The sequence below is a fragment of the Tenacibaculum caenipelagi genome, assembly GCF_004363005.1.
GTDB classification, from domain to species: domain Bacteria; phylum Bacteroidota; class Bacteroidia; order Flavobacteriales; family Flavobacteriaceae; genus Polaribacter; species Polaribacter caenipelagi.
Genome location: NZ_SNYH01000001.1, coordinates 560367 through 585660 on the forward strand (window position 1 = coordinate 560367; position 25294 = coordinate 585660).

The 25294-nt window shown below is 32.0% G+C and carries 24 protein-coding genes; 18 read left to right on the forward strand and 6 right to left on the reverse strand.

Annotated features, from left to right (window positions below):
* Position 1: 1 nt before the first annotated feature.
* Both DFQ07_RS02505 and DFQ07_RS02510 read right to left on the reverse strand, forming a co-directional pair.
* The gene (locus DFQ07_RS02505) at positions 2-559 is read right to left on the reverse strand and encodes a hypothetical protein (RefSeq protein WP_133534695.1); all 558 of its coding nucleotides are present in this window, start codon (positions 557-559) and stop codon (positions 2-4) included.
* A 349-nt stretch (positions 560-908) separates the two neighbouring features.
* Positions 909-2861: a YgiQ family radical SAM protein gene (locus DFQ07_RS02510; RefSeq protein ID WP_133534696.1), complete on the reverse strand. Its 1953-nt coding sequence runs from the start codon at positions 2859-2861 to the stop codon at positions 909-911.
* Between the two features lie 177 nt (positions 2862-3038).
* On the opposite strand from DFQ07_RS02510, the gene DFQ07_RS02515 reads away from it, so the two are divergent.
* The 14 genes from DFQ07_RS02515 to DFQ07_RS02580 all read left to right on the forward strand — a co-directional run bounded on the left by DFQ07_RS02515 (position 3039) and on the right by DFQ07_RS02580 (position 17630).
* The gene (locus DFQ07_RS02515) at positions 3039-4961 is read left to right on the forward strand and encodes a CocE/NonD family hydrolase (RefSeq protein WP_133534697.1); all 1923 of its coding nucleotides are present in this window, start codon (positions 3039-3041) and stop codon (positions 4959-4961) included.
* Positions 4962-5196: 235 nt separating this feature from the next.
* Positions 5197-6171, forward strand: coding sequence for a serine hydrolase domain-containing protein (locus DFQ07_RS02520; RefSeq protein ID WP_166627706.1), 975 nt, complete (start codon positions 5197-5199; stop codon positions 6169-6171).
* A gap of 441 nt (positions 6172-6612) precedes the next feature.
* Positions 6613-7221, forward strand: coding sequence for a Pr6Pr family membrane protein (locus tag DFQ07_RS02525; protein WP_133534699.1), 609 nt, complete (start codon positions 6613-6615; stop codon positions 7219-7221).
* An 85-nt stretch (positions 7222-7306) separates the two neighbouring features.
* The gene (locus DFQ07_RS02530; RefSeq protein ID WP_243743916.1) at positions 7307-7660 is read left to right on the forward strand and encodes an META domain-containing protein; all 354 of its coding nucleotides are present in this window, start codon (positions 7307-7309) and stop codon (positions 7658-7660) included.
* 1 nt (position 7661) lies between these two features.
* Positions 7662-8465 carry an META domain-containing protein gene (locus tag DFQ07_RS02535; RefSeq protein WP_133534701.1) on the forward strand — a complete coding sequence of 268 codons (804 nt, stop codon included), beginning with the start codon at positions 7662-7664 and terminating at the stop codon, positions 8463-8465.
* A gap of 17 nt (positions 8466-8482) precedes the next feature.
* Positions 8483-8950 (forward strand): hypothetical protein, encoded by a 468-nt coding sequence (locus DFQ07_RS02540; RefSeq protein ID WP_133534702.1) that lies wholly within the window; start codon positions 8483-8485, stop codon positions 8948-8950.
* A gap of 89 nt (positions 8951-9039) precedes the next feature.
* Positions 9040-9723 carry an aspartate/glutamate racemase family protein gene (locus DFQ07_RS02545; RefSeq protein WP_133534703.1) on the forward strand — a complete coding sequence of 228 codons (684 nt, stop codon included), beginning with the start codon at positions 9040-9042 and terminating at the stop codon, positions 9721-9723.
* Positions 9724-9839: 116 nt separating this feature from the next.
* Entirely contained in the window at positions 9840-10499 is a 660-nt protein-coding gene (locus tag DFQ07_RS02550) for an SDR family NAD(P)-dependent oxidoreductase (RefSeq protein WP_133534704.1), read from the forward strand.
* A gap of 53 nt (positions 10500-10552) precedes the next feature.
* Positions 10553-11212 carry a VOC family protein gene (locus tag DFQ07_RS02555; RefSeq protein WP_133534705.1) on the forward strand — a complete coding sequence of 220 codons (660 nt, stop codon included), beginning with the start codon at positions 10553-10555 and terminating at the stop codon, positions 11210-11212.
* 205 nt (positions 11213-11417) lie between these two features.
* A complete protein-coding gene (locus tag DFQ07_RS02560) occupies positions 11418-12473 on the forward strand; it encodes a sugar-transfer associated ATP-grasp domain-containing protein (protein WP_133534706.1) in 1056 nt (351 codons plus the stop codon).
* 234 nt (positions 12474-12707) lie between these two features.
* Positions 12708-13463 carry a helix-turn-helix transcriptional regulator gene (locus DFQ07_RS02565; RefSeq protein ID WP_133534707.1) on the forward strand — a complete coding sequence of 252 codons (756 nt, stop codon included), beginning with the start codon at positions 12708-12710 and terminating at the stop codon, positions 13461-13463.
* A 65-nt stretch (positions 13464-13528) separates the two neighbouring features.
* Positions 13529-14068: a dihydrofolate reductase family protein gene (locus DFQ07_RS02570; RefSeq protein ID WP_133534708.1), complete on the forward strand. Its 540-nt coding sequence runs from the start codon at positions 13529-13531 to the stop codon at positions 14066-14068.
* 402 nt (positions 14069-14470) lie between these two features.
* On the forward strand, positions 14471-16543 hold the full coding sequence (locus DFQ07_RS02575) for an NHL repeat-containing protein (protein WP_133534709.1): 2073 nt from the start codon (positions 14471-14473) through the stop codon (positions 16541-16543).
* Positions 16544-16745: 202 nt separating this feature from the next.
* Positions 16746-17630 carry a hypothetical protein gene (locus DFQ07_RS02580; protein WP_133534710.1) on the forward strand — a complete coding sequence of 295 codons (885 nt, stop codon included), beginning with the start codon at positions 16746-16748 and terminating at the stop codon, positions 17628-17630.
* Between the two features lie 164 nt (positions 17631-17794).
* Here DFQ07_RS02580 and aat read toward each other — a convergent pair whose 3' ends face one another.
* The gene (aat, locus tag DFQ07_RS02585; protein ID WP_133534711.1) at positions 17795-18418 is read right to left on the reverse strand and encodes a leucyl/phenylalanyl-tRNA--protein transferase; all 624 of its coding nucleotides are present in this window, start codon (positions 18416-18418) and stop codon (positions 17795-17797) included.
* Between the two features lie 93 nt (positions 18419-18511).
* Complete coding sequence (locus DFQ07_RS02590) at positions 18512-19891, reverse strand: short-chain fatty acid transporter (RefSeq protein WP_133534712.1); 1380 nt, start codon at positions 19889-19891, stop codon at positions 18512-18514.
* A 157-nt stretch (positions 19892-20048) separates the two neighbouring features.
* On the opposite strand from DFQ07_RS02590, the gene DFQ07_RS02595 reads away from it, so the two are divergent.
* The 3 genes from DFQ07_RS02595 to DFQ07_RS02605 all read left to right on the forward strand — a co-directional run bounded on the left by DFQ07_RS02595 (position 20049) and on the right by DFQ07_RS02605 (position 22559).
* Positions 20049-21605: an NAD(P)/FAD-dependent oxidoreductase gene (locus DFQ07_RS02595; protein ID WP_133534713.1), complete on the forward strand. Its 1557-nt coding sequence runs from the start codon at positions 20049-20051 to the stop codon at positions 21603-21605.
* A 78-nt stretch (positions 21606-21683) separates the two neighbouring features.
* On the forward strand, positions 21684-22316 hold the full coding sequence (locus DFQ07_RS02600) for a YqaA family protein (protein WP_133534714.1): 633 nt from the start codon (positions 21684-21686) through the stop codon (positions 22314-22316).
* A gap of 6 nt (positions 22317-22322) precedes the next feature.
* Positions 22323-22559: a DUF1456 family protein gene (locus DFQ07_RS02605; protein WP_133534715.1), complete on the forward strand. Its 237-nt coding sequence runs from the start codon at positions 22323-22325 to the stop codon at positions 22557-22559.
* Between the two features lie 219 nt (positions 22560-22778).
* Here DFQ07_RS02605 and DFQ07_RS02610 read toward each other — a convergent pair whose 3' ends face one another.
* The gene (locus tag DFQ07_RS02610) at positions 22779-23144 is read right to left on the reverse strand and encodes a DUF3127 domain-containing protein (RefSeq protein ID WP_133534716.1); all 366 of its coding nucleotides are present in this window, start codon (positions 23142-23144) and stop codon (positions 22779-22781) included.
* Positions 23145-23151: 7 nt separating this feature from the next.
* A complete protein-coding gene (locus tag DFQ07_RS02615; protein ID WP_133534717.1) occupies positions 23152-24012 on the reverse strand; it encodes a flavin reductase family protein in 861 nt (286 codons plus the stop codon).
* A gap of 131 nt (positions 24013-24143) precedes the next feature.
* On the opposite strand from DFQ07_RS02615, the gene DFQ07_RS02620 reads away from it, so the two are divergent.
* Positions 24144-25292, forward strand: coding sequence for a sensor histidine kinase (locus DFQ07_RS02620; protein ID WP_133534718.1), 1149 nt, complete (start codon positions 24144-24146; stop codon positions 25290-25292).
* Positions 25293-25294: the final 2 nt, after the last annotated feature.

The window sequence follows — 25294 nt, forward strand, 5'->3', positions numbered from 1 at the left end:
TTTAAGCCATTTCAAGCTTAATAATACATCCAGCTGGGCTTGTTTCCTCTGTGGTAATTTCTGCATTAATAGTTTTATTCTTGTTTTTTACATTTAAAGCCCCTTGACTTCCATAATGCTTATCCATATCATCCAAATCATCCGAAAGGTCTTCAAATGACATATCTTTTGTATAATATTTAGCTTTCACATAATTTGTTTTATTAGGTGGTGTTGCTGCCATAACTCCAAAGTAACTATCAGAATCACCATTTAACATTATTTTTAGAACAACATTACACCCAGCTCCTACTGCATGAAAACCAAGCTCAAAAGTAGTAGCATTAACAGGTTTACTACTATATGGGTCAATCGGTTGTAAAGTACTATTACCTTTAGAATCGTGAAAATCTCCATGACCAACATCGTTATTCCAAGCTACTTTCCATTGAACATTTGTTCCATTTTCAACAGCAATAGCTAAATCATTTCTTTCCGAGTTGCCTCCAAATATGTCTTTAATTAATTGTACGGGGTCAATATTGAAATTAACGGTCGTTTTCCTTTTTGTTTTTAACATTGTTTCTCTTTTTAAGTTAGTAAAAATTGCTACAAAAAATCTTGTAACACCGATTTTTTTCGCTTTATGGCATTTTTAAATAAATAAAAACATAAATATTGTCTTGAGTAATTATAATTCCTCAGCTATGCTTTTATATATTTTAATGCTTCATTTATACAACCTAAAAGTAAATTAGTAGCTACTTAATCAAATATTCAACTTTAGGTTAAACAAATACACATAATTGTATATTTACAAACCAAAAATAAAACATATAAAATTGAATTACAGTTATTTACCCTTTAAACTATCATTAAAAGTTATAACCTAATGTTATTCAGGAATAAGCGTGAAGTTTTTTTCTTTATTAATTTCTTCTCTTCTTTTTAAAACCTTTATTCTTCCTTCTTGATGGCTTTTCTTTATAAGTTACAGTATCATTGAAAGTGTTCTTTGTTTTTCCTGGTTTATTTTTACGCCACGAAGTATCTTCTGGAAGTAATTGTTTCAGTAAATCAACACGTCCAACTTTTGTTAAAGTATCTTTAATCCACTGCTTATTTTCTTTTTTATACCAAAAGAAAAACTTGTGTTGATCTTCCTTCTCCTTTTTAGTTTTTGGAGTTTTTACCTCTTTTAAAGTATATGGATGATAACCACTATAATAAATTACCGTAGCCACTGTCATAGGTGTAGGCGTAAACCCTTGAACTTGTTCTAACTGAAAGCCCATATCTTTAGTTTCAGCAGCTAAATTTGCCATATCTTCTGCCTCACAAGCTGGATGACTCGAAATGAAATACGGTATTAATTGAAGTTTTAATTTCTTTTTTACATTGATACGATCAAACCTGTCTTTAAATAAATGAAAATATTTAAACGATGGTTTACGCATCAACTTTAATACAGGGTCAGAGGTGTGTTCAGGCGCAACTTTTAGTCGACCAGAAACATGCTTTGTCATTACCTCTTCTGTGTAGGCATCCAACTCTTTAGGGTCAGCATTCTTATTGAATTCAGGCACCAACATATCATGTCGAATTCCACTTCCTATAAATGATTTTTTCACCTTAGGATGAGCATCAACAGCTTGGTATAACTTGGTTAACGGTTTATGTGAAGTATCTAAATTACTACAGATTACTGGTGAAATACACGATGGGGCAACACATTTATCGCAAATCGACTGTACTTTACCTTTCATTTTGTACATATTTGCCGAAGGACCTCCAATATCTGATAAGTACCCTTTAAAATCATCCATCTGCGCAACTTGATCTACTTCTCTTAAAACAGATTCTTGACTTCGGCTAGCAATAAACTTTCCTTGATGTGCAGAAATGGTACAAAAGCTACACCCTCCAAAACATCCTCGGTGAATGTTGATAGAAAACTTAATCATTTCAAACGCAGGAATTGGTCCACGTTTGTTATATTTTGGATGTGGTAATCGTGTATATGGTAAATCGAACGACGCATCAATCTCTTCTTCCGTCATGGTAGGAAATGGTGGATTGATCATCAACTTTTTATTTCCAACTTGTTGAAAAATACGACGCGCATATAATTTGTTCGACTCCTGCTCTATCACTTTAAAGTTAGATGCATATGCCTTTTTATCCTTTAAACACGTCTCATGCGAGCTAATTTCAATATCCTCCCAATTCTTATTTTTTGGGACTTTTTCTCCTTCCTCTAATAAAACAGCTGTTTGCTTAATGGTTTTTAAACTTGAAAACGGAACTCCTTTTTGTAACAACTCTACAATTTCACGTAATGGCTGCTCTCCCATTCCGTAGACCAACATGTCTGCTTTAGAAGTTTCTAAAATGGTAGGTAATAGTTTATCAGACCAATAATCGTAATGAGTTACTCTACGTAATGAAGCTTCAATCCCTCCAATTAATACAGGAACATCTGGAAACTTTTCTTTTAAAATCTTAGAATATACCGAAGTAGCATAATCAGGTCTAAAACCTTTATCTCCATTAGGAGTATAGGCGTCTTTGTCTCTACGACGTTTACTTGCCGTATAATTACTTACCATCGGATCCATACAACCACCTGTAACTGCAAAAAACAAACGAGGAGTTCCTAACTTCTCAAAATCTTGCAAATTATCATGTACACTTGGTTGTGGTACAATAGCCACTCGTAAGCCGTAACTTTCTAAAATACGACCAATTACTGCAGGTCCAAATGATGGATGATCTACATATGCATCTCCACTGAATAGAATTACATCTAATTCATCCCATCCACGTAACTTAACCTCCTTATTTGTAGTAGGTAACCAATCTGAAACTCGTCTTATTCTCATGCCGCTGCAAAGGTACGTTAATTATCAATTAGTTTCTATAATTGATATACTTCTCTGTAGAAAATATTGAAGTAAATACATTAATTTTTCTATTGCTAATTAACTACGATGATAATTTGTAATGTATTAGAAAATAATTCCCGCTATTTTTTATATTTACCCTAAATCAACCATATTATGAAAAATCTTTTCAGACTTACAGTCTTATTGCTATTTATAACTGTGAGCTGCACTAAAAAAACGACCACCAAAAAGGCTGAAACACTTGAAGATACCTATGTTAAAGACAACTACACAAAAAAAGAGGTAAAAATTACGATGAGAGATGGTGTAAAGCTTCATGCCACTATCTATTCACCAAAAGATACCAGTAAAACCTACCCTATTTTATTACAACGTACTCCGTATAGTTGTCAACCTTATGGAGAAGATAAGTTCAGAAAAAAAATTGGTCCAAACCCAGTTTTAATGAAAGAGGGTAACATTATAGTATATCAAGATGTTCGCGGGCGTTGGATGAGTGAAGGAGTATACGACAACATGCGTGCTTATATTCCGAATAAAACAGAAAAACAAGCCGATGAAACTACCGATACGTATGATACTATTGATTGGCTAGTTAACAATGTTCCAAACAATAATGGTAAAGTAGGTACTTGGGGAATTTCATATCCGGGTCACTACGCTACTGTTTCAACCATTGATGCACACCCAGCTTTAAAAGCTGCTTCACCACAAGCGTGTATTGGAGATTTCTTTTTCGATGATTTCCATCATAACGGAGCTTTTTTGTTGAGTTATTTTAAAGCTATTTCTTTATTCGGAACTTATAAAGATCAACCTACCGATTCTGCTTGGTATTCGTTTCCTGATATGAAAACACAAGATCAATACCAATTCTTCTTAGATAAAGGACCATTAAAAAACTTAAACGAATATTTTCAATACGACAAATTAGACACCAAAGTTGCCGATAATAAAGAGCGTATTGATGATTTCTTTTGGAAAGAAATGGTGGAGCACCCTAATTACGACTCAATATGGCAAAGCAAAGGAATTATTCAGCATTTAGATAAAGTCCCTTCTACTGTAGCGACGATGATTGTTGGAGGTGAATTTGATGCTGAAGACTTATACGGACCTATAGAAACCTATAAGAACATAGAAAAAAATCAACCTAATAATTACAATACTTTAGTTTTTGGACCTTGGGATCATGGCGGATGGTCTAGAAATAAAGTAGCTAACACCGTAGGAAACTATTATTTTGGAGATTCAATTTCTTTAAAATTCCAAAAAGAAGTAGAAACAAAATTCTTTAATCACTTCTTAAAAGGTGATGGCACTAAAAACTCAGGATTACCAGAAGCCTATGTTTTTGACACAGGAAAGAAAACTTGGAAATCGTATGATGTATGGCCTCCAGAAAATGCACAAAAACAAACATTTTTCTTATCAGAAAACCAAGAATTAACAGCTACTCAAAAAGGAAATGAAAAAATGAGTTTTATTAGTGATGTTAAGCGTCCTGTTCCTTATTCAGAAGATATTAAAACGGTGTTTACTCCGCGTAAATATATGACAGACGATCAGCGTTTTACTGCTCGAAGACCTGATGTATTAGTATTTGAAACAGAAGTATTAACTGAAGATTTTACACTTACTGGTGATATTTTAGCAAAACTACAAGTAGCTACCACAGGTTCTGCAGCCGATTGGATTGTTAAGGTTGTTGATGTGCATCCTGCCGATTTAAAAAACGACAACAAAGAAATGCAAACACATCTAAAATTGAGCAACTATCATTTAATGGTGCGTAGCGAGGTAATGCGTGGACGTTTTAGAAATAGTTTTTCTAAACCAGAACCATTTACACCAAACCAGAAAACAGCCGTAAATATTAAACTACAAGATGTTTTCCATACGTTTAAAAAAGGACACAAAGTTCAAATACAAGTGCAAAGTACCTGGTTTCCTTTAATCGATTTGAATCCGCAAACCTATGTAGACAATATTTACAAAGCAGACGAAAAAGACTTTAAAACACAAACACATTCGGTATTTACCGATTCTAGTATAGAGTTTACTGTGTTAAGGTAACAACAAACTTTTTTCTATTTAAAAACTTACAATACCTTAGAGTATTGTGAGTTTTTTTATGCTCTTTTAGCTATTTCTATCTTAAAATTTAATTTCATCACCTCAAATAATAAACCTCTAAACACAAAATGAAAAAAATAATAATTCTAACAGTTTTTACCTTTTTAATAGTTGCTATTCAAAAAAGAGTAAGCCTATAACGACAGAAGAAATAAAAAACATTGTAAGCAAAGAGGTGAATAATTTTTTAAGACCTCCATACACCTCTTTGTCTGGTGTTTTATATATAAATGGAGTCTCACATCAATTTCACTTTGGGGAGTTGATTGATAAAAATAAAGCAACCAATGAAACCTTATATGAAATAGGTTCTTTGACCAAAACCTATACAGGATTATTACTTTCTCAAGCTGTTTATGATAAGAAGGTTAATCTTGAAAATAACATACAAACATATCTACATGACAATTACCCTAACTTAAAACTAAATAATAACGCTCCTATAACCTTACGCCATTTAATAACTCATACTTCCGGACTTCCTCTTAACATTAATTGTACAGATGTTTACGCTCCTGTGGAGGAACAAATTAAATGTTTTGAATCTTTTACTAAAGAAGATTTCTTTACCACACTAAAAGACATAAAACTAACTCACGCAACTGGAAAAGATTATAACTATTCAAATGCTGGAGTACAACTTGTAGGATATATATTAGAAAACGTTTATCAATTATCTTTTCAAGAGTTATTAAAAAAATATGTTTTCTCTCGTTCAAAAGAACAACATACAAGTTATAATACAAACAACGAGTTTCCTGTTTTAAAAGGTAAGAATAATGAACGACAACCTATGCCTTTAATAAATGGCTTTTATAAACATGCAGGAAGTTTGATTTCCTCTACAAGCTCAATGCAAAACTACCTTAAAATGTATTTAGAAAGTGATGACCCAGTTATAAAACAAGCCATGAATAAATTAGCTGGTAATAATCAACATGGTAGAGCCTATGCTTGGAATACTTATAATTATGATAGCCATAAAAAAATGCTTTATCATAATGGCGGAACTTTTGGCTACTCTTCTTGGGCTGCTCTTTACCCAAACCAAAAAGTTGGTATTTTCTTAGTAACAAACATTATTAATAATCAATCTCAAGGTGACTTAAACGAGCTTTCTAACAAAATAATTGATCAAGTTATTGAGTAACGCAACCTTTTTATAGTCTATACATCTATTTTAAAATGTATAGACTATAAAGCGATGAAAAAGCAAATACTACTTTTAATAATTATCGGAGCTTTTTCTCTTGCTCTAAAGACAATAACGACACCATTAATGATACACCTAATTCTTCAAACCTAAAGAACAATTAATAGGCAGATGGATGCCTGTAAAAACAGTATTAAACGGTCAGGTAACATACGACAGAAACACTTATACTGGATTAGAAAATGATACACATTACGAACGCAGATTACACTAGAGAAGTTACTTTGTTAGAACTTAATGAAAATAAAATGATTTTTTTATTTAAAAACTCACAAGATAATAACATTAATTACCAAATGGATTTTTCAACATATTAAGTATTGGATTTACATTTTAAAATAAAACAGTATATTTAAGACACTGATAAAAAAGCCTTAAATGAAAAAGAAAGCTGAAATTATTGGGGTATGTGTTACTTGGTTGACCATTATAACCCAATTTGTTTTAATGATTTTAAACAGACAAACAGATATACCCGAAACAATTATCCGTTTTTTTAGCTTTTTTACCATCCTAACAAATACACTTGTTGCTTTGTACTTTACCAGTAAGATCACAAGAACAATGAGTATTTTTAACAAAAACGGAGCTTTAACTGCCATTACTACCTTTATTTTAATCGTCGGACTCGTATATCAAATTATACTTCGAGCTACTTGGACCCCTACAGGATTACAACTTATAGTAGATGAATTATTACATACTATAATTCCAGTTTATATGTTAGTTTACTGGTTACTGTATGCTAAACCTAATAACTTTAAACTAAAACCTATTTTACCTTGGTTAGCGTATCCTGTTATTTATATAACTTATATTATGATTCGAGGCAAGTTATCTGGCTTTTATCCTTATCCTTTTCTTAATGTTTCAAAAATCGGACTACAACAATCAATAATTAATATTTCAATAATACTTATTGTATCACTCATTCTTATGAGCTTTTTAATATTTGTAGGAAAAAAAATAAAATCAATAAAACTATAAACCACTACTAATCATGAAAAAAAATGTTTTCTTAACACTATTTGTGTTCACTATGCTTTCTTTCTCATGTTCTTCATTAAAGAATATGAATAGCAAGAAACTTTACGAATCTAAATGGGAATTAGAGTATATTTCAGGTCCTCGAATTGCTTTTCAAGGGTTGTATCCAGATAAAAAACCTCAAATTACTTTTAATAAAGACAGTCAAAAAGTTGAAGGAAATAATAGCTGTAATGGATATTCTGCATCGTATACATTAGATGGTGAATCAATTTCTTTTGGTGAACCAACACCTACCACTATGATGTTTTGCGGACAAGGTGAGCAAGTGTTTTTAAACACAATTAAAAAAGTTAACAAGTTTAGTATCGATACAGAAGGCAAACTAAACTTAATGATTAATGATGTATCAATGATGCGCTTTAAAAAAACTGAATAGTATGAAAAATTTCATACCTGTACTACTAGGTTTATGTTTAGTAGTTTCATCGTGTTCAAATAAAAAAGAAAAGAACAATTCCAAAGAAAATACTGTCACTATCAATGCTTTAACTCAGGAAAAACCTTCAGTGAAAAAACAACTTATAACTGATGCTTATTTTAAAGCTCAGGGTGTTGAACCTTTTTGGATCGTAACTATTTCTGACAAAATAATCAAGTTTAAAACGCCCACCGACTCTATTTTAACACCACATACAGAACCGATTTACGCACAAGACAATAATGTAAAAATGTATAGCATACATACCGAATTAGCTGCAATTAAGATTGAAGTTATTCAAATGGAATGCATCAATGCCATGTCGGGTAAATCGTTCCCATATTCGGTAACTCTTAAATACAAAAAGGGTAAGGATACTGAATTTACGACCTTAGAAGGGTGCGGACAATACATTACCAATTACCGACTGCATGATATATGGGCTCTAGAAGAACTCAATGGCACTAAAGTTAGCAAAGAAGATTTTGGTAAAGAACTTCCTTATATAGAAATAAATGCTGGCGAAAACACCTTTATGGGAACTTCAGGATGTAACAGAGTTACTGGCGAACTTTTTTCTGAAAGAAACAAAATTCGATTTACCAATATCATTTCAACAGAAATGTTATGTGCTAAAGGGAATGAAAAAGAACAAGAGTTTACAAAAGCATTAGCAAGTATTATTTCTTATACAATTGGCAATAATCGATTAACGTTTTCCAACCCTGATAAAACCCTATTGGTATTTAAAAAAGTTGATTAATCTTTTACTCTATAAAAATGAAAAAAATCTTAGTACTCTTCTTAGTAACAGCAGTAGCTATTAGCTGTAAAAAGAAGGAATCAAAAAATGACACGACCAAAGAATCGAAAGAGGCTATAGCTGAAACTCCTACTACATTATTACAAGTGGGTTGTTACGAATACAACAAAGATGAAAACCTAATTTCAATAGAAATTATTGAAATAGATGACACCATTAAAGGAACTATTGAATATGCATTGGCTGAAAAAGATGCTAATATAGGAACATTTATAGGCATACTAAATAATGATAAATTGATAGGTACTTACACCTTTATTTCAGAAGGAACAGAAAGCGCCAGAGAAATTGCTTTTATGGTAAAAGACAATCAGCTAATTGAAGGGTTTGGTGAATTAAACGAAACGGGAAATGCATTTAAAGATAAAAATAACATTAGTTATACCTCAACCATGCCATTAACCAAAATAGATTGTACTAAATAAAGTCCTTATTTATTTTATTACAATAGTTCATTTGTTCAACTAGGCTAAGTAAACAACTCATATAACGACAAGTTAAAAATTGATATCAAATGAAAAAAATAGGATTGGTAGGTGGTATTAGTTGGACTTCTACTCTAGATTATTTCAAGTATATAAATGAAGGAATAAACCAAAGATTAGGAGGTTTAAATTCTGCCGAATGTTTAATTTATTCATTAAATTTTTCAGATGTTCAAGACAAAGGATGGATAAATTCTTTTGATCTAATTTATAATGCTTGTACAAATCTAGTAGCTAGTAATGTAGACGCTATAGTTTTGGGCGCTAACACAGCACACTTATTTGCGGATGAAATTCAATCAAAAATCGATATTCCAATTATTCATATTGCTGAAGCGACAGCTAAAGCTATAAAAGAAGAAAAGCTTAGTAAAGTAGGATTATTAGGTACAAAATTTACAATGGAAATGGACTTTTACAAAGACAAATTAAAAGAAAGTAATATCGAGCCCCTTATTCCATTAGAAAAAAAAGATATTGAAGATATACAGCACATTGTAAAAAATGAACTTGGAAAAGGTGTTGTAAATAAAGAATCGAAGCTGAAGTTTATACGATACGCAAACGAGTTAATAAACCGAGGTGCTGAAGGAATTATTTTAGGATGTACTGAAATCCCTATGCTAATTAGCCAAAATAATTTCGACTTTCCTGTATTTGACACAACAAAAATCCACGTTGAAAACATTATAGATTTTGCATTAAATAGTTAACATTTACCATAATCAAAAACTATAAAAAGCTATAAAATAACTATGTTAGTATTACCTTAATTGATGTATTTTTCAATAGGTTTGATATACTAATACTGTATAAAACCCAACCAATTATGAAAACTGGAATAATAACTGGATGTAGTAGAGGTATTGGATTTGCTATTGCCAATTTATTAACTGATAACCCAAACTATAAAATTATTGGAACTTCTACTTCTGGAAATTGCCCAATTACAAAGTATAATTTTGAATCCTACCAGCTAAACCTTTCTGAAAGTGAGTCTATAAACAATTTTAGCAAAAAGATTAAAAACATAAAGATTGACTTTCTTATTAATAATGCAGGAATTTTACTAGAAAGGTGGGAAGATTCATCCATAAATATCCAACAATTAAAACAAACGTTTAATGTAAATTTATTTGGAACAATTGAATTAACTGAAAAATTAATTCCTAACTTTAAAAAAGACGGACAAATAATTAACATTACATCTGATTGGGGTTCATTTAGCGAAAAGAATTTTGATGAGTTTCAGCCACACTATAAAATGTCGAAGACTGCTTTAAACATGTACACGAAGCTATTAGCTAAAAGACTAGAAAAACAACAGATAATTGTTTCAGCTCTTGATCCAGGATGGACACAAACCAATATGGGAGGTGATGAAGCTTCTAGAAAACCCAACGAAGTTGCAGAAGACGTTAGAAATTTAATAACTAACAATTCTAAAAGTGGATATTTTTGGCATCAAGGAAATATCAGAGAATGGTAAAACATTATGCTTTTACTTAATTAAAATTAACTCTAAGCTTAAAAACTACCAAGATGACGCTAAACGAAATTGAAATAAAAACAACTGATATAAAACCAATTAAGGAATTTTATCAAAATGTATTGGAACTTCCAACCATAAAGGTTGATGACAAATTGATTCATATCAAAATTGGTACTTCCAATTTAAAATTCATAGAAGATTCTGAAAATCCTTCACCTGCTTATCATTTGGCTTTTAATATCCCCGAAAACAAATTACAGGAAGCAATTGATTGGTCAGCTAACAGATTTGAATTCGTGAAAAAAGAAAATGAGGTATTAATTACTAACTTCGAGAATTGGAACGCCAATTCAGTATACTTCTTTGATATTGATGGAAATGTTTTAGAGTTTATTGCTCGACACGATTTAGACAATGCCGCTACAGCACAGTTCAATAGTAGTCAAATTTTAAACATCAGTGAATTTGGAATTGTTAAAGACCAACCTGATGTGTATGGAAAACACCTAGTCGACACCTACGGACTACATTTATTTAAAAAAAACCACAATAGTGAAACGTTCACTGTTATTGGTGACGATAATGGATTGCTGGTTATCGTTAAAACCAACCGAAATTGGTACCCAACAGAAACCCCATCTAAAGCTAGTTGGGCAAACATTAAACTTAACAATTCAGGTATCGAGACAGTTTTAAACATAAGAAAATAAAGTTAGTTCAAACATTGAAAACCTCTTAGAAGCATTATTTATAGGGTTCTTGTACTCTTTTTATTTTTTATATTTGGATAAAAAAAGTGTTTTTATAATTCCATATCGTTAGTATAAAAACACTAAAAACTTCTATATAAATAAGTTATGAGTAAGTTGATTACACAATACAGAGCCGTGCAAAAAATAAAAAAATGTTAGTCTAATGAAAAGAACAACAAAGAAAATCAAGAAAATTAAAAAAGATTTAAGTGATCGATCATACCATTCTCGACATAAAAGACAAGCCTTAAAGATTTTAAAAGACATTGAATCTGTTAAGGGTAAAACCGATAATAAAATAATTGAGTTAGCAAATAAATATGCCAAAGATGTTCTGGGTTCAAAAAAATTCGCACCTTGGCTATATGTTTACAGTGCTATAAATGGAGAATTTGTAGAAGGCTGGATACCTGATAATTATTATGGTAGAATATTAGTGCCCAAACTTAAAGGGAATTATGGTAAAATTGCAGATTATAATTCTCTAACAAATAAATTTTTTAACTGTTCCAATTTCCCTGATATTGTTTATTTTTCAAATGGACTTTGGTTATCTACGAGGTATGATGTTCTATCGAAAACTGAAGCTTTAAATATTATTAATAATGAAGATTCAATGTTATTGTTTAAAACGGACAACTCTAGTCAAGGTAAAGGAGTACATTTTCTAAAAAAAGAAGACTTAACTATTGAATATTTAGAGTCCTTAGGTAATGGTGTATTGCAAAGATATATAAATCAACATCCTTTTTTCCGAGAAATATCTCCTAATTCTGTGGCCACTGTAAGAATCACTAGTGTAATCAATAATCGCGGTGAGGTTTCAATAAATGCTTGCTATTTACGAGTAGGTAGAAATTTTGATACACATGTTAAATCTAGTTCCCATATTAGAATTCCTGTTAATATAACTACGGGAGAATTAGATGAATACGGTTATTCAACAAAATGGCTTAAAATAAATGAACATCCTGATACCAAATTTATTTTTAAAGATAAAAAGATACCTCACTTTGATAAATTTCTTTCAACGACAATTAAGTTTCATAAAATGGTTCCATTTGCAATTTGTATTGGCTGGGATATGATAATAGATATTAATAATGAAATACAAATTATGGAATGGAATGGTTCACATAACGATATTAAATTTTCAGAAGCTACACAAGGTCCTTGTTTTTCAAATTTAGGATGGGATAAATTATGGAAGGAAAACTAGAATAATAAACCTATCCATAACAACACCTATAATTCAGCGTGGTAAATGAACATAGTAAAGTTGGTTTAAATATTAAAAACACATATAAACCGCTATTAAACAACCATTTACCTGTCTTCGTTTTTTTTAAAAATTTGGGCAATTAGGATTTTAAATAATCTACAAATAACTTATATAGACAAAATTTTAGTTTATATATGTGTTAGTATTCATATAAAAAACTTAAAACTAAATTTGATTTCTGAAAAAACATATAGACCAAATGCACCACTTAATCAATTTGTAGATTATATATGGATTGGACAAGCACCTGAATTAAATATTGAATCTAACCATTATGCTCCTTTGTTTACAGAACTAATCTTTAATTATGGTAATATATTTCAAGTAGAAGGGCAAAATATCGAAAACTTCAAAAGCAAATTTGTCCATCAAATAATCTCAGGATTAAAAACAGAACCTTTTAAAACCAAGGTATCTGGAACTTATAATTGTGTTGGTCTTATTTTGAAACCATTTTGCTATGGTTTTCTTATAGATAAATTAGGAACTCATGATTTTGAACACCTTTCTGAAATCATTTACGAATCTCTTTTTGATTGTAACACCCCAAATTTTATAAAATTAGAATCCCATTTAGTAAATCTCTTTAGTAAACATAAAATGGATTCAAACCTAATAAAGTATGAAGAATATATTTCAAAAAAGAATATACATAATGGAGTGATTAAAGATTTTAATCTATCAATTGATATTTCTCAAAAAACCTTTATTCAAAAGTTTAAAAGGCATTATAAAATAACCCCAAATCAATATTTTAAACTTAAAAAAATTAATAAGGCGATCCAGTTAATTCAAAATAACAAAACCTATAATTTAACCGAAGTTGGTTTGAGTTCTGGATTTTATGACCAATCACATTTTATTAAGACTTTTAAAAAATTTTGTGGTTATAGTCCCAAAAAACATTTAAGCCTTAATCAAAGGTAAATTTTGTACAATTTTTTCATCAAAAATTATATGAGTTTTGCATCTGAAATTTTCAAACGATAATTATGGATGAAAAAAATAAAGTGTTTATTGCAACAAGTTTAGATGGTTACATTGCTGATAAAAATGGCAATTTAGACTGGCTACATTCTATTCCTAATCCCAATAACGATGACATGGGGTATATGGAATTTAATAAGGAAATTGATGCACTTGTTATGGGGCGTACAACTTTTGAAACTGTTCTTGGTTTTGATGTCGAATGGCCATATGACAAACCAGTATTTGTATTAAGTAATAAATTAAAAGAAATTCCTCAAAGCCATAAAGAAAAAGCTTTTCTAATTAAAGGAACTTTAACGGAAGTTTTAAATTACATTCATAAAAAAGGATTTAGCCGATTATATATAGATGGAGGAACTACTATTCAGAACTTTTTGAAAGAGGATCTAATTGACGAAATGGTTCTTACGACAATTCCCATTTTATTAGGTGGCGGATCTTCTTTATTTGGAAAACTTCCTAACGAATTAAACTTTGAACTAGTTGGAACTAAAACATATTTAAATCAAATAACTCAAAATCGCTACAAAAGAAAAAAATGAGATATAAAACACCAACATTATATATAAAAACTACTTATATCAAGTAATTTGTTGGGTTGTGTATTTGATATATTTATTTTCATTCAGGTAATGCATCTTCAAACACATAACCTTTTGTATTCAAAAAGAATTCTACCCCCAAAAAACTCCTTTCTTGAAAACATCTACAAAAAACACGATTAGCTAACCTACTACATCTCTCATTTTTTATACTTAAAAAAAGCACTTTTATACCCTATTTTTAGGGTGTAAGAACATCAATAGTACTTATGTAAACTAGTTATTAGTAATTTAGAAAATAAAACTATATACAACAACGGTTACTAAGTAATAACTACTACTTAAAAGAATCAACTATAAAATTCTTTCTCAATATTAAAACTAACTAAACAAATTAAAGCTATGTCTAATCAAACCACTATTAAAGGAGACACAACATTAAAATCAACTAAGGCTATATCTAACCAAATCACTATTAAAGGAGAGGTATCGTTTAATCAATCTAATAATGTTGCTGCAATTGTAAAGTTGTGGGAAGCAAACAATAAAAATGCAATTGGTGAGCATATCATTGCACCTGAGGCAAAAGGAAAATTTACCCTAAAAGCAACTCCAACCTCAAATGATACTATTCTCTACATTACTGCTGAATTAACTGACGCTAAAGTTGTACTGCTATCTGTGCTTTCTCCTAATTTTAAAGAGGACATTACAAAAAATGGAGTTATCATAAACGAGTTAACAACCGTAGCCTCTGCTTTTACCTGTGCTCAGTTTTTTAACGAACTTCAATTAACTGGGAATCTACACGGAATAAGAATTGCCGCTAAAAACACTCCTAACCTTATCAATCCTGTAACAGGAACTTATGGAGAGGTGTTAACAGATCCTTTCAATATTACACAAAATGAAACACTGGCTCGATTAAATACATTAGCAGCATTAATCGCAGCCTACGGAATAGTAGAGATTGAAGGATACAATTGGAAGGAAAATTTCATGAAGTACACAACACCTTTAGGAGGTAATAAACCCAAAAATACTGCCGAAGCTATGATTGGTGTCGCTCAATCTCCTTGGTTATATACAGCAGATTTATTTCATCTTTTTGACAAAGCCTATCCATCACCAGAAGATGGTTTCCCTGCCAAACCCAACAGCAAAGTTCCTACGAGTCGACGCAATGCTCCTTTTGTACCTTATCTAAGTTTTGCTCCTGAGGATTTCGCTATGATTTTAGCTTTCGGTCAAGGGGGAATCTGCGCTCCTGGAAAACTATCTCTTGACAAAGAAGGAAACTTATGGACAGGTTTAAACTGGATGCCAGGAGCACAAAATGGCGTGTATCAAGGTATCGGTGGCGGACTTGTTAAGCTCGATTCAACAGGTAAATTATTATCTCCACCTGTTACGGGGTATACCGGAATGGGCGTTGATGGTGCTGGTTGGGGTACGGCTGTAACCAAAAACGGTACTTGCTGGGTAACGAGTTTTAACGGTTCTATTGGAGTGTATAAATTAGAAGACGGTTCACCAGTCGTTGAAAATGTTCCAGAACATATAGCAGAAGCTTTAAATGAAATTGGAGGTTTACAAGGTATTGGAGTAGCACCGAATGGTGATATTTGGATTGTTGGAACCTCATCTAACATCATGCTTCATTTTCCTGATGGAGACCTTACCAGAGGTAGAGTTGTTGTAAATGAAAAACTTAATGAATCTCTTTCTGCTCCATTTGCTGCTTCGATAGATGCTAACAATCGTGTATGGATTAGTAACACCAATGGTGTATCGCTAGTTCGTTATGCTCCTTCTGAAAAAAACAGACCTGTAGAACGTTTTATTCTTGCTGGTGGCGGACGTGGAGTTGCTTTGGACTCCAAAGGAAATTGTTGGGTAGCCTGCAATACAAGTCCAGATTTCCCTCATACCACTACTACAGATGGCGTTTCCATTATTGAAGGATTTGCGCTTGGATATCCGCACTTACAACAAACAGTGGGTCGTAAGCATAAAACAGGTGCCGTTTTTATGATTCCTGCAGATGCTAAGCCTGTAGATACGATTGATAAAATTACCCATAAATCAAATTTAACACCTTACGGAGATGGTGAACTAAACGCTCCTTGGGGAGTATCTATTGATGGAAATGATGATGTTTGGGTTGCCAATTTTATGGGAAGAGGCGTATCGTTTATGGCAGGTGCTTCACCAACTGGACGAACCGAAGATTTTACTACAGGAGAGGTGATTCACACCATTCATTCGGGTAGTATCCAAATGTTGACCGATGTAGTAGTTGACCAAGCAGGAAATCTTTGGTGTGCCAATAACTGGAACCTACCTCAAACGGTGATGGAAGCAAAACCTGACCCTGCCTATTCTACTTGGGGTGGTGGCTCTGGTGTCGTAGTGGTTTACGGAATTGCCAAACCTGCTCAAACTCCACTTACTGGTCCCGTTAATGCTGTTTAAAATCTATAACAATAAATAAGCGTCTGTTTTAAGGACGCTTATTTAGTTAAAACTTTTTTAGATTCTTCTTCTCTTTTTATCTTTATATTTGGATAACTAAGAATTAAAAAGAAGCCTAGATATATTATATATGGACAAAAATGTTCGCATATATATTTGTTAGTTACAGGCAAAAGAAACGATAGAAAACAACAATAACTAATTGAAAATTATTCAAGAAATATTTAGCAATAGAGAAATTTCACTTCTAATATGGTTGTTATTGATATTATTAGGAATTCTTACTCAAAAAACAATTCGAAATAGTTTATGGGACGTTTTCAAAATGCTATTTCAAAAACAATTCTTAAAAGTCTATTTTTTCTTAATAATATACTTGTCCATAATGTTTTGGTCATTAAACAAAATGAAATTGTGGAATGTAACAGATCTTAAAGATAGCCTGTTTTGGTTTTTTACTGTTGCAATGGTTATGGTTTTTAGCACAAATTCAACTAAGAAAATCACTGACTTTAAAAAACTATTATTTGACACAATCAAAATCACAATTGTCTTAGAGTTTATTATAAACTTGTTTAGTTTTAGTCTATTAACAGAACTAATAATGTTGCCTTTTTTAACTTTTATAGTTATGCTTCAAGTGTTTTCTGAATCTGATCAGAAAAACTTTCAAGTAACAAAACTTTTGAACAATGTTTTGAGTTTTATTGGTTTGTCTATTTTACTGTTTTCAATTTATAAGACTTATACCGAGTTCAATAATATTGCTAATCTTGGAACATTAAAATCATTCATACTACCTATTATTTTAACTATATTATTCATTCCTTTTGCCTATTCGCTTTCTCTTTTCAGTATTTACCAATCATATTTTATTCGTTTAGATTTTATGACTGTAAAAAAAGATAAAGTCAAAATTGCAAAAAAACACATACTAACAATTGCTAATATCAATCTAAAAAAACTTAATAATATAATTGACAATTTTGATAAAAAAGTATTTTATGACGATACTGATTTAAAAGTATACATTAAAGATATTAGTAAAATAAAAAAGCCTATTACTAACACTGTATATAGTAAATAGATTTTTATCGATTCACGAAAATTAAGTAATATTTACAAACAGAGCCAAATCAAGTATTTGGCTTTAAAATAAATAAGATAAAAATAAAATAGAACGTTTTGGTTCAGTGCATATTCGAAAGAGCTTACAGCTTTCTATTACCCTACCTCACTATATACTGAGCGTTACAACCACTCCAAAAACTCCTCTCTAGGAATTTCTCTCGCGCCTAAACTTGCTAAATGGTCATTATATACTTGGCAATCGATGAGTTTATAGCCTCCTTTTTGAGCTAAATGGATAAACGCTACTTTGCTCATATTACTTACTTTGCTAAACATACTCTCGCCACAAAACACCCCGTTTCCTAAATCTACTCCGTACAAACCTGCAACTAATTTATCGTCCACCCATACCTCAATAGATTTTGCATAGCCTTTGTCGTGTAAGTTTATATATGCATCTTCCATTTCATCGGTAATCCAAGTACCTAATTGATCAAAACGATTGATGTGTCGGCAATTAAAAATAACATCGTCAAAAGCTTTGTTTTCTGTTACGGTAAAACCTCCTTTTTTCAATATTTGTTTCATCGATTTGGAAATTTTCACCTCCTCAGGAAACAACACCATGCGTTCCCATGGCGAGTACCAAATTATCGGCTCATCTTCATTAAACCACGGAAAAATACCATGTTGGTATGCGTACACCAATCGTTCAACTGATAAGTCACCTCCTAAAGCTAAAACGCCATCATCAGTAGCCAATTCATATGGCGGAAATTCTATTTTATCTGAAAGCCAAATCATATCATCTGTTATAATAAAAGTCGTCACTGCGAGGTACAAAGCAGTCTCTTGTTTAAAAAGATTACTTCACTCATCTCTTCGTTCGTAATGACACTAAAATAGTAATAATCCCAGCAAATATATAGCACTTCCTACCACCATTGCAATTAATGTATAGGGTAAAATTTCTTTCGCTTTTAACTTTGTAATTCCCAGTAACGGTAATGCCCAAAAAGGCTGTAACATATTGGTGATTTGATCTCCGTAAGCCAGTGCCATAATCGCTTTAGGTAATGAAACTCCTAATTTCAACGCACTCTCCACCACAATAGGTCCTTGTACTACCCATTGTCCTCCTCCACTCGGTACAAAAATGTTCACCAAACCTGCACTAAAAAATGTAAAAATAGGCAAGGTGGTTGCTGTTGAAATCGACACAAAAAAATCGGAAATTAAAGTAACCATCCCTGTACTTTTCATCACACCCATTATACCAAAATACAACGGAAACTGAATTAAAATCCCAGAAACATCACTAATCGATTCTCCCACCGCATTGGTGAACTTTTTAAAACTTCCATGAAGGATAATTCCCAATCCTAACATAAAAAAGTTAATTAAGTTCGGCGTAATTTTTAACTGCTGAATATCTGCCCAATAACGATACCCAAAGGCTATTAAAATCAAAGCTCCAAAAACTATTGCCAAAAGTTTAGAGCTATCCAATTTTTCTGCTTGGGTAGTTGCTTTCTCTTCAGCATTCATTTGATATTCTGGTAAGTGAATCGCTGTAGGATTTGCTTTTTTTCCTAAGAAATAAAAAGTTGCAGATACTGTAATTACCACCACCAAAAAAATCAACAAATTCCACCAACTAAATATGGTTTGTGAATAATCAATCACCTCTGGTATTTGAGCTAAAACCTCTTCCGAAGAAACCGATTGCATAATACTTTTGATATGTCCGCTCTCGTTAATTTTTATGGGTGCCGATCCAGAAATTCCACCATGCCAAACCATCAATCCCATATAGCCAGCTGCTCCAATAATCGGGTAATTTAATTTGATATTATTTTTTTGTGCATGTTCCGCAACTTTACGTGCTAACAACGCTCCAAAAATGAGACCTAATCCCCAATTAAAAAATGCCACCAACATGGTTGTACAACTTACAATAGCAGCGCTATTTGCAGTATTAGTACAATACTTTGTTACTCTTAAAATTAAATTACTCACAGGTTTACTTAACACTAATACGTGTCCTAACACTAAAATCAACATCATTTGGTAGGCGAAAACCAACAATCCGTTAGACCAAATTCCGTTTTCCCAAAACTGTAATACTTCTAATGAATAATTAACAACAGAACTTTCATTTGGTTTGGTAAAAATCAGTGCTAAAAAAAGAGTAACTAAGGTTAATAAAATGGCAATGGTAAAAGGTGAGGGTAAATATTTTTTAAATACATTCTCTATAACCTGTGTAATTTTCATAGTGTAGGGTTTGATTTGCTAAAATAATCAAATAGCAATAAATTATTTTAGAACAAGTTTACAGTCATAAGGTAAAACTTGAAATATTTCTTTTAATCTGCTATAGTATTTAAATCTCATTGAGGGAGTAAATTGTTTTTTTAACTAGCTTTGCAGCATGGTAAAAGAACTTCAATTACGTGTTAATTTAGTAGAAGAACGTAAAGACAATATATTACAGCTAAAAGCTGCTAAAAAACTAGGTATTAACATTGCTGATATTACTAGTGTAAAAGTATTGCGTAAATCGATTGACGCACGTAAAAAAGAAGTTGTTTTCAACTACAAAGTAGCGGTTTATATTAGCGAACCGCAACCTGATACTCCCGACTACATTTTTGAATATAAAGATGTGTCGAATGCCAAAGAAATTCATATTGTAGGATTTGGCCCTGCAGGAATGTATGCAGCGCTACGTTGTATTGAACTAGGGTATAAACCTATCGTATTAGAACGTGGTAAAAATGTGCAAGACCGTCGTAGAGATTTGCGTGCTATTAACCAATTTCATGAAGTAAATCCAGATTCTAACTATTGTTTTGGTGAAGGTGGGGCTGGAACCTATTCTGACGGAAAGTTATATACTCGAAGTTTAAAACGCGGTGATGTTCGTAAAATATTTGAAAACTTAGTATATCACGGAGCTACTGACCAAATCTTGGTAGATGCACATCCTCATATTGGAACTAACAAGCTTCCGAAAATTATTCAAAATATTCGTGAAACGATTTTAAAACACGGTGGCGAAATTCATTTTGAAACCCGTGTTACCGATTTTATCGTTAAAAACAATAAACTACAAGCCATACAGCTACAAAATGGTTCTGAAATGGCTGTGAATGCTGTGATTTTAGCTACAGGTCATTCAGCAAGAGACATATACGAACTACTGCATAAAAAAGACATTTTACTAAAAGCAAAGTCGTTTGCTATGGGGGTTCGTGTAGAGCATCCGCAAGAAATCATCGACCAAATTCAGTACAGTTGTACAGGTCAACGAGACGAGCTACTTCCGGCTGCTGCCTACAGTTTAGTGCACCAAGTTGGAAACCGTGGTGTGTATTCATTCTGTATGTGTCCGGGCGGGTTCATCGTTCCTGCAGCAACAGCCAATGGTGAAGTTGTGGTAAACGGAATGTCGCCATCGCGTCGTAATAACAAGTTTGCTAACTCTGGTATTGTGGTTGAAATTAATGTAGATAAAGACTTACCGAAGTATGAAAAATACGGAGTTTTAAAAGGCTTACAATATCAAAAAGATTTAGAAAAAATGGCATTCAATGCTGGCGGAAGAAGTCAGGTTGCCCCAGCACAACGTTTAACAGATTTTGTAGAAGGCAGACTTTCTTCTTCATTAAATGATTGTTCGTATCAACCAGGATTAAATTCTTCTCCTCTTCACTCGTTACTTCCTAAATTAATTGGTAGTAGATTACGTAAAGGTTTTGCTGCTTTCGGACAAAAAATGCACGGGTATTATACAGCTGAAGCAAATATTGTTGGGGTAGAATCTAGAACCTCATCGCCCGTAAATATTCCTCGAAAAGAAAACTTAGAGCACCCACAAATTAAAGGTCTTTTTCCTTGTGGTGAAGGTGGTGGGTATGCCGGAGGAATTGTTTCTGCTGCAATGGATGGTGAACGCTGCGCCGAAGCTGCCATTGCTAACCTGTAATAATTAACAAATATTTGTTAGTGTAATTTCTAATTACCTCGTACTTTTGCAGTTCCTTAAAATAGAGGCTTTTTAACAATGAGTAAAAAGAATAAGAAAAATAAAAAGAAAATAGACAAACCTCATTATAAACGGTTACATAATTACTATAACCGTACAGGTTTTTATATGTTTATATGGATTAGTTTAAAGAAAGCTTTTTGGCCTATTATTGGAGCTGTTGTCGGATTGCTTTTGTTTAATAAATATGTTTACAATATCAACGATGGTTTGCAAACCATGACCGAGACTTTTTCTAGAGTTGGTATTTTAACTACTTTTTTTATTTCTGAAACGATTTTAGGGTTAATTCCACCAGAAATTTTCATCGCTTGGTCTAAAAAAACAGAAGATCCTATTGTAAACATTTCAATTTTAGCTACACTATCTTATTTAGGAGGATTGTGTGCTTATTTTATAGGAAGAGCTTCTTTAAAAATTGACTCTGTAAGAAATTATTTGGAAGTTAAAATGGCTAAAAACCTTAAAAACACTAGTAAGTGGGGAGGTTTTTTAATTTTAGTAGGAGCTTTATTACCACTACCTTTTGCTATTAGCTGTTTAACTGCTGGTATGATTAAATATCCATTTAAGAATGTAGTTTTTGTAGGCTTGTTTCGTTTTGCACGTTTTGCCGTTTATGCTTGGGCTATATTTTCTGTAGTAAACTAATATAATATGGCACTAACAAACAATGACATTTTTAAAAAGCTACGAGTAGCACATAAACTAAGAGATACAGATATCATCGACATTTGTGCCTTAGTAGATTTCAAGGTTTCAAAATCGGAAATCAATGCTATTTTTAGAAAAGAAGACCATCCAAAGTATATGGAATGTGGCGATCAATTTTTGCGTAATTTTTTAAACGGATTGATTATACACCTGAGAGGCCCAATGCCTGAAAAGAAATAATCATAAATACATTATAATAAAAAACCTTCTGAACTTAATCAAAAGGTTTTTATTTTCCCCTTAAATTCCTCACTCAATAATTCTTATTGAATGATTATATTACAAATGTACTACAGTTCCTTTGTGTACAAAAGTGGATATCCGTAATAGAATATGTATTTTTCCGCAAAACAAAAAAGAGAGCTAAAAAGCTCTCTTCTATATCAATATTCCTTTTAATTAAAAAGGTAAATCATCTGGTTCGTTTGCAGATAAATCTGGAGCTGGTTCAAACTGATCTGCTGGTGGAATGTTTTGTGAAGCTCCTTGTGCTAAATTTTCAATTCTCCATCCTTGAACAGAATTAAAATACTTTGCTTCACCTTGAGGATTAATCCACTCTCTTCCTCTTAAATTAATAGAAACCTTTACATCTTGTCCTACTTGGTAATTGTTTAACAAATCACATTTATCTTGAATAAATTCAATTAATATCATTTGTGGGTATTGCTCATCGGTAGTAACTACCATTTCGCGCTTTCTAAATCCGCTAGACCCGAATGTTTGTGTCTCGTTAATTAATTTAATTTTCCCTATTACTTCCATTTCTATTCTATTTAATTAAAAGTACCTTCCAAGCACTTTCTACATCATTATTTTGTAAATACTCTTGTGCAAAAGTATGTTTTTTTTCAGTTGAAATGCCTACATACTGCGTATGTTCTTTCGCAAAGTTATTAACAGCTTCTTCGTTAGGTAACTCTTCTACATTAGCTAACATCCCTAAATTATTCCCTGTTAACACCGAACTATTTCTTATTTCTGAAGGAATTTGATCTACTCCTATTCCCAATGTAGTTAATGGTTTAGGAATTTCAAAAAAACCATCTCTAGCTCTACTGTAATAATTCCCTCCTGCTCTTGCTACTAAATCAATTTTGTATTGATCTATGCTTCCATCTTCTGCTAATACATCTTCATTAATATGAAGCTTTACCACTTCACACACAATTAAATTTCCTGCCCCACCTTCTTCTCCTGTATAAATAATGTCTTTTACTTTACATTCAAATTGTACTGGTGATTCTGCTACTCTAAAAGGCTTTACCTCATCAGATGGCAACATAGTGAAACCAGCTTTTACAAACTCGTTTACTCCTTTAGGATACATGGTGCTACTCAACGACATTTGCTGTACAATATCGTAATTTACAATATTTATAACTACCTCTTTGGTAGCTTCTGCATTGTCTAAAGTATGCTTAGTTTTATTTCCTCTAACACTTCGTGATGGAGAAAAAATCATGATAGGTGGATTTGCCCCAAATACATTAAAAAAACTAAATGGTGATAAGTTCGGATTTCCTTCTTCATCTATGGTACTAGCAAAAGCTATAGGTCTTGGAGCCACGGCTCCTAATAAATAGCTATGAAGCTTTGCTGTAGGTATATCTTTAGGATTAATTGATAACATTTATAATTATTTACAATATCACCCTAAACTAAGTTTAGGAATGACGAGTATTAATATTCTTGATTTTCAACTGTAAATATACTACCAATTTATAAATTTAGTTATTGTACAGAATAGTTTATATTTGATTGATGACTTTTTTTACAAATACTTATTGGGTAAAACGGATTTCGATTAGTATTTCCTTACTTATTGTTTCTTTTATCTTATGGAACACCTATGTGTTCTTTCAAAAATTCAAAGAAGAGGAGCGTGCTAAAATGGAACTTTTTGCTGCTGCAATGAAAGAATTTGAAAGCAATAAAGATTTAAATGCTAGTTTTAATTTAGAGTTTAAGGTTTTTGAAAATATTGAAAACATTCCCACTATTTTAGTCGATAAAGATGGTACCATTAAACAGTTTCATAATTTAGATTCTATAAAATCAAAAGAACCAAAATACCTTCAGCAACAATTGGCTATAATGAAAAAACAGAACGAGCCAATTTTACTCGAATATTTAAATGTTAAAGAGTATATATACTACAGAAACTCTGATATTTTATACAAACTTAAATACTACCCACTAGCATTAGTGATTATCTTAGGGCTTTTCCTAACCATTATTTACATGGTATACAAATCCAATAAAGTTGCTGAGCAAAATAAACTTTGGACGGGTATGGCAAAGGAAACTGCGCATCAAATAGGAACCCCTCTCTCTTCGCTATTAGGATGGATTGCTATTTTACGTACTGAAAATATAAGTGGCGATTATGTAGATGAAATTGAAAAAGATGTTCGTCGTTTAAATACCATAGCCAATCGTTTTTCTAAAATTGGTTCACTTCCTGAATTAAAACAACATAATATTGTTGCCATTACCAAAACTGCTTTCGACTACTTAGAAAACAGAAGCTCAAAACAGATATCCTTTAATTTTAATACAGAAAAAGAAGAGATTCTTAGTAATTTGAATACTGAATTGTACGGTTGGGTAATTGAAAACTTAATAAAAAATGCTATTGATGCTATGCAAGGTAAAGGTAGTGTTACCCTTAACCTTAAAGAAACGTCTAAACATGTAAAAATTACGGTTATTGATACTGGTAAGGGAATTCAAAAATCGCAATTTTCTCAAATTTTTAAACCTGGTTTTACAACCAAAAAACGCGGTTGGGGCTTAGGTTTATCACTCTCTAAACGTATTATTGAAGATTACCACAACGGAAAAATACATGTGTTAAAATCAGAAGTAGGAAAAGGAACTACTTTTGAAATCTTATTGAATAAGGTTTAGTA